Genomic DNA, 13,862 nt, shown 5'->3' with positions numbered 1-13,862 from the left:
TATGTTCATGTCGTTCAAAACTAAAATGATTCCACTGGCCGGCGCAATCGCGTTTGCATTTGCTGGTGCTGCGGCAGCTCAAGAAATGGTAGTAAAAATCGGTCACGTCGGTCCAATCTCTGGCGCCATCGCCCATCTGGGTAAAGACAATGAAAACGGCGCCAAAATGGCGATCGAAGAATTGAACGCAAAAGGCGTTTCCATCGGCGGTAAAAAAGTCAAATTCGAATTGCTGGCTGAAGATGACGGTGCGGATCCAAAACAAGGCACAACCGTAGCACAAAAACTGGTTGATGCAAAAGTTAACGGCGTTATCGGTCACCTGAATTCCGGTACAACAATTCCAGCATCCAAAATTTATAACGATGCAGGTATTCCACAGATTTCTCCTTCTGCAACTAACCCAAAATACACACAACAAGGCTTTAAAGGCGCATTCCGTGTTGTAGCGAATGATGGTCAGTTGGGCGGTACTTTGGGCCGTTTTGCAGTTCAGATCAACAAAGCGAAAAAAGTTGCAGTCATCGATGACAAAACAGCATATGGCGAAGGTGTTGCTGCTGAATTCATCAAAGGCGCAAAAGGTAAAGGCGCTGAAGTTGTTGTGCAAGAGCATACAACTGACAAATCCACTGATTTCAGTGCGATCCTGACCACAATCAAAGCAAAAAATCCAGACGTGATTTTCTTCGGCGGTATGGATGCAGTTGCAGGTCCTATGTTGCGTCAGATGAAAGCACTGGGCATCACAGCAAAATTCATGGGTGGCGATGGCATCTGTACAGCTGACTTAGTCAAACTGGCTGGTGATGGCATTGGTGAAAACCAAGTTGTCTGCGCTGAAGCCGGCGGTGTTCTGGAAGCACAAAAGAAAGTCAACGAAGACTGGAAAGCTGCTTACAAGAAAAAATTTGGTGTAGAAGTTCAGATCTACGCACCATATGTTTATGATGCTGTCATGACAATGGTTGATGCAATGGTTCAAGCTAAATCTGCTGAACCAGCAAAATACCTGCCAGTTCTGGCTAAAATCAAGCACAAAGGTGTGACTGGCGATATCGAATTTGATGCAAAAGGCGATATCAAAGACGGTACTCTGACTTTGTACACATACAAAGGCGGCAAACGTGAACTGTTGCAAGTTGTGAAATAATTATCTTGCGGTAAAAAGCTGCGTGCTTCTCACGCAGCTTTTTATGAGTGAGCCAAATAAAAAGCCGGTGAATATTTCACCGGCTTTTTTAATTCTTGAAAAGAATATAAATTATTTCAGAGCCAAAACCCACTTAACCAAGGTTTTTGCTTCTGCTTCTGTCACCTGTGGATTTGCAGGCATTGGAATAGCACCCCAAGAGCCGCTGCCACCCTTCATTACTTTTTGTACCAATTTTGCTTCAGCAGTTTTGTCGCCAGCATATTTTTTCGCTACATCTTTATACGCAGGGCCAACTACTTTTGCGTCAACAGAGTGACAAGCCATGCAATTTTTTGCCTTTGCCAGATCTGCATTTGCCATAGCAGAACCAGAAGCTAACATAACCAGGGATGCTGCACCTACCAATAAAGAATATTTCATTGCTTTCTCCGTGTTAAAAACCGTTGATCATTCTACCGCCTTTTAAGCAGATATAACGATCAGAACTTGTTCGTGGTTGACCTGAGACAAAATTCGCTCTAGTCTTATTGCAAAGGAAACGACATCATGCTGATAATTGTGACACTGTTTTTGTTGCTGGTACTAAAACTGGCAGATATCTGGATTTTTGCGGATATGTCCTGGTGGTGGATCATTGGACTGGCCATTGCTGGATTCATCTGGTTTGATTTTTTAGAGCGCATGTTAGGTCTGGATAAAAGAAAAGACCAGGCTTACTTTGAAAAAATGAAAAAAGAGCGAGTGAAAAGAGCCTTTGACAAAAAAACCGGACGTCGTTAAATCGTAATATCCTCACATGTCAATCATCCGTTGGCTATCGACAGTCTGCGACGGCAGATACGTCTGGCTTTTCGACAATTCATTTCACAGCATCTATCCCCCGATTTGACTATTCCTATGCCACATTCAGAACTCCGACAACTGGAACTCCGGCAGTTGCGGTATTTCATTACTGTTGCAGAGGAAATGCATTTTGGTCGTGCTGCCGCCCGGTTGAATATGACCCAGCCGCCCTTATCGCAGGCGATACAGGCGCTGGAAGCGATACTTGGCAGTCAGCTGTTCGTCCGCAATACCCGCAACACAGAGCTGTCGCCAGCGGGCCTGGCACTGCTGCCTGAAGCCCGGCGCATACTACAGCAAGCAAATGCGCTGCCGCAGCTGGTACAGCGTGCAGCGTCAGGAAACAGCGGTCATTTGTCATTGGCGTTCGTTTCTATCGCTGATTACAGCATCCTGCCGCCAATGCTGAGAGAATTTCGCCTACGTCATTCTGGCGTCAATATAGAACTGCAAGAAGCAACTACGGATGTGCAGCTCGACGCACTGGAAAAAGGAAATCTGGACGCTGGCTTTATGATTCCTCCGGTCGCAGAAAAACTTCAACATCTGATTTATTACCGCAAAGTTCTGACAGAGCCATTAATACTTGCAGCACCAGAAAATCTGTTTGCAGACCAGGCAGTCGTCAGCCTGGAAAATTGCCACGATCTGCCATTGATTCTGTTTCCACGCAAAATTGCACCAGCACTGCATGATGCCATCCTCGGCTACTTTCATCGTGCAGGCCTGACACCTGACATAGGCCAGGAAGCGATACAAATGCAAACCATTATCGGTCTGGTGTCCGCTGGCATGGGAATCGCACTTGTGCCACAATCCGTGTCGAACTTGCAACGCGCTGGCGTCGCCTACCATCATTTGCCAGCAGGAGCACCGCTGGTAGAAATTGGGATAGCCTGGCGTAAGGATAATCCATCGGCGGTTCTGCAAGCCTTTTTGCATCTCTTACAAACTGAATATGCTGATACACCCAAACCCTGATCCCGTCGCCTTTACGCTTGGCCCCTTGTCTGTACATTGGTACGGCTTGATGTATCTGGTTGCTTTTGCTCAATTTATTCTGCTCGGCAGGGTACGTATCAGGCAACCGCATATAGCCGCACAGGGCTGGACCAAAGAACATATTGATGACATGCTGTTTTATGGCGTGCTTGGTGTGATTCTCGGTGGGCGTTTAGGAGAAGTATTTTTTTATGGCTTTTCATATTACATGTCGCATCCATTGGAAATTTTTGCGGTGTGGAAAGGAGGCATGTCTTTTCATGGTGGATTTATTGGCGTATTGATTGCGATGTCTTTATGGGCCAGAAAAGTAAAGATGCATCTGGCCGATGTGTATGACTTTATCGCACCACTGGTTCCACTCGGATATGCGGCAGGACGTCTGGGAAACTTCATCAATCATGAATTGCCAGGCAGAATTGCACCCGCTGATTTGCCTTGGGCAATGCAATGGCCAGGTATCGCCGTTCCGGTGCATCCGTCACCAATTTATCAAGCACTGGTCGATGGTGTATTGCTGTTTGTGATTTTATGGCTCTATGCCCGCAAAGCAAGACCACGCCTTGCAGTTGGCGGATTGTTTGTTGCACTGTATGGCTGCGCGCGCTTTGCCACGGAATATTTCCGCACACCGGATTACGAGGTCAGCGCTGCTGGCATCACTATTTCGGCGGGACAAATGCTGTCCTTACCGATGATTCTAGCAGGCGCTGTCATCGTTCTGTTTGCGTATCGTAAGAGAAACCGGCAACCAAGCTGAATGCGCGTCATGGTACGGATACCATCAATCATTGCGTCGATATGAATTGGTCGCGGAGTATGATTGTGGTATCAGTGTCATTGAAAGTGCCATTGGATCAAAACTGTCATTAAAAAATGCTTGACCTCAGCAAGACTTTTCTCTTACATTAGATACATGACTTCTCCTTTCACATCATTGCTGACTGCAACAAAAACAGCTGACAGGCACTCCCTGACAGCGTTGCCACCATGCATGCTAGTGAATACCACCACCCTACTACTATCGCTATAAATGTCATGCCATTTATTTGGCAAATACGACTGGCAGCAATCAAGTAGCCGCAATAGCAGTAACATACGCAACACTATTCCACTTTTGTAGTACCAGCATCAGTCAAAGACTGACGTTGTTAATCGAGCAGATATCCGTGATGAGCAAGAACATGATCTTCAACGTTGCATCAGCCTGTGGCGCTTCATACGCCGCTGTGTTGTTGCGTACGTCTGTCATGTGCTCAGCAAGCCCACTATTCTTCATAGTGCTACGACTACCGATCGGTTAACCGGCCTCGCGTTATTTTTTGTGGCTGCCGGTTAGCCCTGCATCTGTAGGCCACTGATCCCGAATTATCAACACTACTATCAGCACCTCATCCGCGAGATGCTGAGGTCGTCCTTCGTTTAAACAGTGAGAATCGTTATGTTCACCAAGCCGTCTACAAAATATCAAGCCTTCCCTGTGGTTCAGTTACCAAACAGAACCTGGCCAGATCAGATCATTTCCAAACCACCCGTCTGGATGAGCACTGATTTGCGAGATGGAAATCAAGCTCTGATCGAGCCCATGAACGCGACAAAGAAATTACGTTTTTTTGACATGCTGGTTCGCATCGGCATCAAAGAAATTGAAGTCGCTTTTCCATCCGCATCGGACACGGATTTTGATTTTGTACGACAGTTGATTGAAGAAAAGCGAATTCCTGATGATGTGACGATAGAAGTGTTGACACAATCGCGAGAAGATTTAATTCGCAGAACCATTGATGCAGTCCAAGGAGCACGCCGCGCAATTGTTCATTTATACAACCCGATCGCTCCGGCGTTCCGACGCATTGTGTTTGGAAAATCACGTGCAGAAGTCAAACAAATCGCCATAGATGGCACACGCCTGATCCGGCAACTGACAGACGAACGCCCAGAGACAGAGTGGATATTTGAATACTCTCCCGAAACCTTCAGCATGACAGAACTGGATTTTTCTAAAGAAGTATGTGATGCCGTTTCAGAAATATGGCAGCCGACACCAGAACGCAAGATGATCATCAACCTGCCTTCCACAGTGGAATGCAGCACACCGAACGTCTATGCAGATCAGATTGAGTGGATGCACAGGCATCTGGCACGTCGTGAAGCGATCGTCCTCAGTGTTCACCCACACAATGACCGTGGAACTGCTGTCGCGTCAGCAGAACTGGCGGTCATGGCAGGGGCGGATCGGGTAGAAGGCTGCCTGTTTGGTAATGGTGAACGGACGGGGAATGTTGATCTGGTCACGCTGGCCCTGAATCTGTACACCCAGGGAATCGATCCGGGCCTGGATTTTTCGGATATCGACAGCGTTCGTCAATGTGTCGAAGACTGCAATCAATTACCGGTACATCCGCGTCATCCGTATGCCGGTGATCTGGTATTCACGGCATTTTCCGGGTCACATCAGGATGCCATCAAAAAAGGCTTTGCCCAGCAACAAGCCGACGCCATCTGGGAGGTACCTTATCTGCCGATTGACCCCGCCGATCTTGGCCGTAGCTATGACGCAGTGATTCGCGTCAACAGCCAATCCGGTAAAGGCGGAATGGCATTTTTGCTGGAACAGGAATCCGGTATCAGTCTGCCACGTCGTTTACAAATTGAATTCAGCCGCGCAGTACAAGCCTTGGCCGACACCAGTGGAAAAGAAATGAGCGCCGCGCGCATACATTCGCTTTTCCAGCAAGAATACTTACCAGTTAACCCGAGTTTTGCCTATCAGGCTCATCATGTTTTGGAACACAAAACAACGCCATCTGGTTTATCGCAACAATCCTTGCGCATAGACTTGCTGATCCATGGACAACCACAAGTCATTCATGGAACAGGCAGTGGCATGATTGAAGCTGTCATGCATGCCTTTGAACACATAGGGTATGCATTCCAGTTAATGGATATTCAGGAACAAATACGTCAACACCAGCACGAAGCAAGCCATATCTGCATCATTGAAGGGCGTGTCAATCATAGCAATCAGAGTCATCAAGGGAATACGCAGTTTGGCGCAGGTGTGGCTAAAGACGCCTATGCTGCCTGCATCATGGCGATCTGCCACGCCATACACCGGCACACGCAGGCACCAGAAAAAGCCCACGCAGCCTGATGCAGAAAACAGCCGCGGCATCTGAATTTCTTGCGTGAATGTGCTGCAATCTGAACTAGTTTTCACATACTTCGCTGGTCAGTGATCAGCGAAGTATGTACTTGAAACTGATTGCCCTTGATTGGTGATAACTGACAGCAGTTAATACTCCACATATCATTGACTATCACTGAACACCACTAAGCACCTATAAGCGCCTCTCAGTGACTATCCATCGCCACTCTTGATTCTCAATGATCATCTACCATTGCCAGAATATTCTGCACTACAATAACTTGTAATCACTCACAGACAATATCGTCGTGACTACACCAATGACGATAGAAAGGAAACTCATGCATCAGTATTTTGCTCAAGTAGCGTGGCAGCGCGGTGATCAGGCTTTTTCTGATAACAAATACAGTCGCGGGCATCAATGGACATTTGATGGAGGACTCTGTGTTCCGGCATCGTCTTCGCCATTATCCGTCCCCTTGCCACTCTCCGTGGAAGCCAACCTCGATCCCGAAGAGGCGCTGATCGCAGCACTATCAAGCTGCCATATGCTGTTCTTTCTTTCGTTTGCTTGCAAACAAGGCTTCCGTGTGGATTCTTACGAAGACAAAGCAAGCGGCATCATGGAAAAAAATGCCGCCGGAAAAATGGCGATCACACGCATTACACTCGCGCCGCATGTCGTTTTTTCAGGCGATAAACAACCCACCAGAGAAGACATCGATACCTTGCATCATCAGTCGCACGAACACTGCTACATCGCGAACTCCATCAACGCCGAAGTCATTATTGAGGCCGTATAAATGTACATGCCACCTCACTTTTCCGAAAACAGAATTGCGGTATTGCAAGGACTGATACGCCAACATCCTCTTGGTACGCTGGTGACGCAGGATAGCGAGGGATTACAAGCCAATCACATTCCTTTTCTGATTTCTGAGCCGACCGCAGATGCACCTTTTGGCATATTGCGAGGCCATGTCGCACGACAGAATCCGGTATGGCAGCAAACGACATCCGAATCACTGATCGTATTTCAGGGAGCCTCTGCCTATATCACTCCCAGCTGGTATCAAGAAAAGCAACTGACGGGCATGGTCGTGCCGACATATAACTATGCTGTTGTGCATGCCCGTGGTGATATCAGGACAATCGACGACCCACAAAAGTTATTACTACTGTTGCAGGATTTAACCCGGCATTTTGAAGCCTCCCGCCCAGCTCCATGGAAAGTCAGCGACGCTCCAGAAGAGTATCTGCGCAATATGATGGAAGCGATTGTGGGGATAGAAATTCCACTGACAAGCATCAATGGAAAATGGAAAAACAGCCAGAACAAGTCAGCAGAAAACCAGATGCGTATCGCTGAAGGATTACGGGAAGAAAACACGTCCGCCAGCAAAGAACTGGCAGACATGCTTGAGCAGCAGATGTTTGCGATACCAACGCCCGCGCATCAATAAATCAGGCTGATAAAAACCCGTCCCAGTAGTTTGGGAGGGAGTGTCGGCATTCACGACTATTCCCTCCTGAAAAGACAATCAGGCCAAACCAATTCAAATCAAACTCGATCACACCAACTCTTCCAGACCAAAGAAATCAGGCAGCAGGCAACAATTGATGTACGCGTATCATTTTCTTTAGTTCTGGCACGCAAGAGCCGCAATTGGTGCCACATTTCAGACGCGTCTGCAAACCCGCCAGTACATCATCAGGCTCACCAGAGAGACTGCTTAACGCCGTATTTATCTCGGTGTCTGCGACATTCAGACAACTGCAAACCACTTTCCCTCTTGCGGTAAATCCTTGTGGTGCACTGGCTGTTGGCATCAACAGCAAGCGTCCAAGTTTGGCAACAGATTCACCATCGACCAAATAAGCCTTCAGCCAACTTTCTGCTGAAATGTCGCCGGCCAGCGCAACAGCAGCCAGAAGCCCATCGCGAACAATGAGATGCCGTGAGTTACCACGACGCTGATCGTCGTAACGCAAGACATCTTTACCTGCAATACCGAACAGCGTTTCGATTTGCTGCAAGACATCGCTACCTATAGCATCTTCATGTGCGGCACGGAACAGAATGCCGGTTTTTTCACGTCCAAACGGAGTGCATGAAGCATAGGTAAAAGCGCGCATCAAAGGACGTAATTGCTGTTGCAATTGTAAAGCCTGTTCTTTATCAACCCATGCAAAAACCAGGAAGCGCCAAGGCAAATCAGCCTTAATGATCTTGACGGCAGCAGCTTTCAGCTCCGGTTGCTTGGAACTTGGATCAATCGCAGGCGATGTCAGCGAATTCACACCATACGCCGCATGGCTGCCATGTCCTTTTCCAGAGACATACTCTTCGCCCCAGTGCATCGCAATGAAAGCCTGTCCGGCACGGATTTCATCGCTTTCGATCACTGGTAAAACCTGCGTTCCGCGCCTGCTGCTGACATGCACAAAATCGCCGTTCTTAAAAAAACGTCTTTCCATGTCCGTACGCTCCATCGCAATCGATGGTTCAGCTGCATGGGAAAACAATTGCGCCACCGTTCCAGTACGGCTCATACCATGCCATTGATCACGCAAGCGCCCGGTATTGAGTGCGAACGGATAACGTGCATCCACACTGTCTTTGACTGGTTGATACACCGTATTGACGAAGCGGGCGCGTCCATTTGCAGTCGGGAAAATACCATCTTCGTACAAGCGCTGCTGGCCAGTCGTTGCGCCCTCAGGATATGGCCACTGCTGAGGCCCCTGCGCTTCCAGAATGGCATACGACAAACCGGTGATATCAAGATCACGGCCACGTGTGGTTTCGCGGTGCTCATTCCAGATCTGCTCTGGATTATCGTATGTGAATGGCACAGCAGATTTACCCAACATCGGTGCCAGTCGTTGTGCGAAAGCCGTAGCGATGTCCCAATCATGTCGCGTCAGACCAGGCTTATCCAAAGCAGCACGAACGCGGGAAATGCGTCGTTCAGAATTAGTCACTGTGCCAGTCTTTTCTGACCATGTTGTCGCTGGCAGCAGCACATCGGCATAAGGAACGGTCGCTGTACTGGTATAGGCTTCCTGCACAATGACAAACTCAGCCGAGTTCAGTGCATCGCGAATCAGATTCTGATCTGGCATTGATTGCGCCGGATTGGTACAGACGATCCAGAGAATTTTTATTTGCCCCTGGCGCACTGCTTCAAATAATTCGACTGCCGTTTTACCCGGTGTGGCAGGTACGCTTTCCACGCCCCAGAGTGCGGCGACTTCAGCACGATGTTCAGGATTCGATAAATCACGATGTGCCGACATCAGATTCGCCATGCTGCCAGTTTCACGCCCCCCCATCGCATTGGGTTGTCCTGTCAGTGAAAACGGGCCAGCGCCAGGCTTGCCGATCTGATGTGTTGCCAGATGCAGATTGATCAACGCTGCATTTTTTGCAGTACCGGAGGCGGACTGATTCAAGCCTTGGCAATACAGCGACAAACTGGCTTTCGATTGTCCAAACCAGCGTGCGGCCTGTACCAGATCAGCTTCGTTGATCCCGCAGGTACGGGCAACAAAAGCCGGTGTGTAATCACGTACGGTCTGCTTGAGTTCTGCAAAACCTTCGGTGTGTTCATGAATATAAGAGAGATCAACCAGATCTTCCCACAGGCACAGATGTAACATGCCATTGAATAATGCCACATCCGTTCCGGGCAATACCGGTAAAAACAGATCGGCTTCACGGGCAGTATCAGTGCGACGTGGATCAGCCACAATCACTTTTAATTGGGGATTAGCCTTGCGTGCATCTTCGATGCGACGGTACAAAATCGGATGCGCATAAGCTGTGTTGGAGCCAACAATAAAAATCACTTCGGCAAGTGCAATGTCGTCATAACAGGCCGGCGGCGCATCTGCTCCCAGAGTCTGCTTGTAACCCGCGACCGCACTCGACATACATAGCCGTGAATTACTGTCGATGTTGTTAGTACCGATTAAGCCTTTGGCTAGTTTATTAAAGACGTAATAATCTTCTGTCAGTAATTGTCCGGAGACATAAAATGCCACGCTGTCAGGACCGTGTTCGGCAATGGTCGTGGCAAATTTTTCTGCCATTGTCTGTAATACCTGATCCCAGTCGGCTTGCTCCCGAGGCTGATCGCGACTGTTGCGCAACTCTGGATACAGCGCTCTTACCTGGCGTTGTATGGCGCCGTCGGCGGATAAATGCAAAGTGCTGCCTTTGCTGCACAAACGGCCAAAATTGGCAGGATGATCGGGGTCACCGCGTACGCCAAGCACTTGCTGGCCATCTGTCTGGATCAGCACACCGCAACCCACGCCGCAGTAACAACAAGTGGCTTTGGTTTCAGTCATATTCGAGCCTTTAATCATACTCTACCCTAGTATTATTTTTATCCGCTTTATTTATATGGCGGAGAAGGTGAAATCAGCAATTAATATAGGGGAGTATCTTGTTGTATTTCACATTCGCACCATTCTTGCAGATGACGGCGATCGCATCATCGAGTGATCGTCGCACTCTGCAAATACGTCCGGCAGGATTTAGTCCAGCGCCTGGGTACGCAACTCTTCTACATCAAGATAAACCTGATCGGCATCAATTTTGACGCTGAATTTCTGGGTACATCCTTCGTCCGGAGATACTGCGCAACCGGTTGGCAATTCGATGTTCCAATTGTGCAACGGGCAGGCGACGCGTTCGCCAAATACGATGCCTTGCGATAGTGGGCCGCCTTTATGCGGGCATTTATCTAACAGGGCAAAAATCTTGTTTTCACTATTTCTGAAAATGGCGACATCTGGCTTCGCGGAGCGTGTAACCACGCGCGCGCCCAGAACCGGGATATCGTCCACTTTGCAAATCGGTTTCCATTGTTCGGACATGGTATTTCCCTCATATAAATCTGTAGATATTCACTCGTCTGATGAGTGAATAAAAAATCAGCGACAGATCAAAAAATGCACGATGTGATTCTGCTCATGCAATGCCACAAATACAGTCGTCTGACTTTTTATTGCCCTTCCGTAGAAGGGGTGGTTAATAATGGCGGGAGTTTGTGGCCGTACTGTTTGTATCAGCCATCGTGTCTCCAGTGATGACATAACAATCGTCACTATCAGGCGGCGGGAAGCTGGTATGCATCGCCCGCCCTTCCCGCCGCTTCACATCATCCCGCCATATATCGCTGATATGTTACACAGACAGCATTTCAAATTGACGGGTATCAACCTGCGCTTTTTCTGGCTCATGCCAAGGATCGCTTTCCCCTTCCAGCGCAAATAACAGACGTTGATACAGCTCTTTGCGACGCTCTTCGTCTTCCAGCACAATTTTTTTCACATGTTCTAAACCGACACGTTCCAGATAATGAACGGTACGTTCCAGATACCAGCCTTCTTCACGATATAGCTGCAAGAAGGCACCGGTGTATTCCATGACTTCTTCATGCGTTTTAAGTTTGACAAAGAATTGTGCGACTTCGGTTTTAATACCACCATTGCCGCCGACATAAATTTCCCAGCCAGAATCCACGCCAATCACACCAACGTCTTTAATGCCAGCTTCAGCACAATTTCGTGGGCAGCCAGATACTGCCAGCTTCACTTTGTGCGGCGAATACATCCGCGCCAGTTCACGCTCTAACTGTTGGCCCATCAATGTCGAATTCTGCGTCCCCATACGGCACCATTCGCTACCAACACAGGTTTTCACCGTACGCAAACCCTTGGCGTACGCCAGGCCGGACGGCATGCCAAGATCATGCCAGACCTCGCGCAAATCTTCTTTTTTGACGCCAAGCAAATCGATACGCTGACCACCTGTCACTTTGACAGTCGGGATTTTAAATTTATCGACTACGTCTGCAATCCGGCGCAGTTCTGACGCATTCGTCTCGCCACCCCACATACGCGGAATCACCGAGTAAGTGCCGTCTTTCTGGATATTCGCGTGGGAACGCTCATTAATAAAACGTGATTGCGGATCATCTTTTGCTTCACGTGGCCAGGTCGAAATCAGGTAGTAATTGATGGCAGGACGGCAGCTGGTGCAACCATCCGGCGTGCGCCAGTTCATGAACTTCTGGGTGCCAGAAACGGTCAGTAATTTATGCTCCCTGATCGCATCGCGAACTTCCTGATGAGTATGATCGGTACAGGAACACATGGCCTTGACTTTGGCGCTGTCACTATAATCACTACCAACCGTGAACATGATGATCTGTTCAACCAGACCGGTACAGGAACCACAAGATGCCGATGCTTTGGTATGTTTGCGCACTTCATCGAGTGTCAGCAAACCCTTTTCCTTAATGGTCTTAACGATCGTTCCCTTGCAAACGCCGTTACAACCACAGACTTCCGCCTCATCTGGCATCGCGGCTGCTTTGGTAAAACCTTCGTGTCCAACGTCACCGGTATTAGATTCGCCAAACATCAGGGAATCGCGAATTTCGGCAATATTTTTACCTTCGCGCAGTAGCTTGAAATACCAGCTACCGTCTGCAGTATCGCCATACAAACATGCACCGATCAGCTTGTCGTCTTTCACTACCAGTTTTTTGTACACGCCACCTATAGGATCGGACAAAATAATTTCTTCAGTATCTTTTCCACCCATAAATTCACCGGCAGAAAACAGATCAATACCTGTGACTTTCAGCTTGGTGGAAGTGACTGATCCTTGATAACGCCCGATACCAAAATTGGCCAGATGATTAGCGCAAACTTTCGCCATTTCAAATAGCGGCGCTACGAGGCCATACACCGTGCCGCGGTGATTCACACACTCGCCAACGGAGTAAATTCGAGGATCATACGTCTGCATCGTATCGTTGACGACGATACCGCGATTGCAATACAGCCCCGCGGATTCAGCCAGCGCCGTGTTAGGACGAATACCGACAGCCATCACGATCAATTGCGCAGGAATCTCAAGCCCGTCATTAAAGCGAATGCCTTTTACATGACCTTGATCATCGCTCAGAATCGCTTCTGTATTTTTCTCCAGCAAGAAATTCAGGCCGCGGTCTTCCAGGGATTTTTGCAGCATTTTGCCGGCGACAGGATCGAGCTGACGCTCCATCAACCAGCCCGGCAAATGCACAACGGATACTTTCATTCCTCGCATCATCAAACCATTGGCAGCTTCCAGCCCCAAGAGCCCACCACCGATCACGACGGCATGTGTATGCTTGGACGCAGCCTCGATCATGGTGTTCGTGTCATAGATGTCGCGGTAGGCAATCACTCCCTTCAGATCTTTGCCCGGTACAGGCAACATGAAAGGTGTCGAACCTGTGGCGATCAGCAAACGATCGTATTCTGTTTGCGTACCATCGTCAGCAATAACGACGCGCTTCACACGGTCGATCTTGACGATCGTTTTACCCAGATGCAGGGTAATATTATTTTCTTCATACCAATCGACATCATTGAGCATAATGTCTTTGATTGTCTGCTCTCCCGCCAATACTGGCGACAGCAAGATACGGTTGTAATTGGCATAAGGTTCAGAACCGAATACCGTAATATCATATAAATCAGGAGCGATCTTTAATAACTCTTCAAGAGTGCGAACACCAGCCATCCCGTTCCCGACCATCACCAGCTTTAACTTTTTCATACCAACTCCTTTGCTTGTCTCCCTCGTCTATAAGCAAGAGCGATGCCAGTTTTTCCGGCACACAGATTCGCCGTGTCGCGCCTGCC

General features: G+C 48.5%; 11 protein-coding genes. 7 read left to right on the top strand and 4 right to left on the bottom strand.

Annotated features, from left to right (window positions below):
• Positions 1–7: 7 nt before the first annotated feature.
• The gene (locus ACO0LB_RS01585; RefSeq protein ID WP_423045798.1) at positions 8–1,153 is read left to right on the top strand and encodes a branched-chain amino acid ABC transporter substrate-binding protein; all 1,146 of its coding nucleotides are present in this window, start codon (positions 8–10) and stop codon (positions 1,151–1,153) included.
• Positions 1,154–1,264: 111 nt separating this feature from the next.
• Here the strand turns inward: ACO0LB_RS01585 and ACO0LB_RS01580 are convergent, their stop codons facing one another.
• Positions 1,265–1,576, bottom strand: coding sequence for a c-type cytochrome (locus tag ACO0LB_RS01580; RefSeq protein ID WP_423045796.1), 312 nt, complete (start codon positions 1,574–1,576; stop codon positions 1,265–1,267).
• 126 nt (positions 1,577–1,702) lie between these two features.
• On the opposite strand from ACO0LB_RS01580, the gene ACO0LB_RS01575 reads away from it, so the two are divergent.
• The 6 genes from ACO0LB_RS01575 (at position 1,703) to ACO0LB_RS01550 (ending at position 7,612) form a co-directional block, all read left to right on the top strand.
• Positions 1,703–1,936: a TIGR04438 family Trp-rich protein gene (locus ACO0LB_RS01575; protein WP_423045794.1), complete on the top strand. Its 234-nt coding sequence runs from the start codon at positions 1,703–1,705 to the stop codon at positions 1,934–1,936.
• A 117-nt stretch (positions 1,937–2,053) separates the two neighbouring features.
• On the top strand, positions 2,054–2,980 hold the full coding sequence (locus tag ACO0LB_RS01570) for a LysR family transcriptional regulator (RefSeq protein WP_423045792.1): 927 nt from the start codon (positions 2,054–2,056) through the stop codon (positions 2,978–2,980).
• On the top strand, positions 2,958–3,761 hold the full coding sequence (gene lgt / locus ACO0LB_RS01565; protein ID WP_423045790.1) for a prolipoprotein diacylglyceryl transferase: 804 nt from the start codon (positions 2,958–2,960) through the stop codon (positions 3,759–3,761). Before ACO0LB_RS01570 ends, lgt begins: the two co-directional genes overlap by 23 nt.
• Positions 3,762–4,442: 681 nt before the next feature.
• Positions 4,443–6,155: a 2-isopropylmalate synthase gene (gene leuA, locus ACO0LB_RS01560; protein WP_423045788.1), complete on the top strand. Its 1,713-nt coding sequence runs from the start codon at positions 4,443–4,445 to the stop codon at positions 6,153–6,155.
• Between the two features lie 335 nt (positions 6,156–6,490).
• On the top strand, positions 6,491–6,952 hold the full coding sequence (locus ACO0LB_RS01555) for an OsmC family protein (RefSeq protein WP_423045786.1): 462 nt from the start codon (positions 6,491–6,493) through the stop codon (positions 6,950–6,952).
• Entirely contained in the window at positions 6,953–7,612 is a 660-nt protein-coding gene (locus tag ACO0LB_RS01550; protein ID WP_423045784.1) for an FMN-binding negative transcriptional regulator, read from the top strand. It begins immediately after the preceding gene.
• Positions 7,613–7,748: 136 nt separating this feature from the next.
• On the opposite strand, the gene ACO0LB_RS01545 is transcribed toward ACO0LB_RS01550, so the two are convergent.
• The 3 genes from ACO0LB_RS01545 to nirB all read right to left on the bottom strand — a co-directional run bounded on the left by ACO0LB_RS01545 (position 7,749) and on the right by nirB (position 13,776).
• The gene (locus ACO0LB_RS01545; protein WP_423045782.1) at positions 7,749–10,505 is read right to left on the bottom strand and encodes a molybdopterin-dependent oxidoreductase; all 2,757 of its coding nucleotides are present in this window, start codon (positions 10,503–10,505) and stop codon (positions 7,749–7,751) included.
• Positions 10,506–10,694: 189 nt separating this feature from the next.
• A complete protein-coding gene (nirD, locus tag ACO0LB_RS01540) occupies positions 10,695–11,036 on the bottom strand; it encodes a nitrite reductase small subunit NirD (protein WP_423045780.1) in 342 nt (113 codons plus the stop codon).
• 310 nt (positions 11,037–11,346) lie between these two features.
• Positions 11,347–13,776, bottom strand: a complete 2,430-nt coding sequence (gene nirB, locus ACO0LB_RS01535; RefSeq protein WP_423045778.1) for a nitrite reductase large subunit NirB — start codon at positions 13,774–13,776, stop codon at positions 11,347–11,349.
• Between the last annotated feature and the right edge of the window lie 86 nt (positions 13,777–13,862).

This window comes from Undibacterium sp. SXout7W (assembly GCF_049339385.1).
Lineage (GTDB): Bacteria > Pseudomonadota > Gammaproteobacteria > Burkholderiales > Burkholderiaceae_D > Undibacterium.
This window is presented reverse-complemented; position numbering and strand designations above follow the sequence as displayed.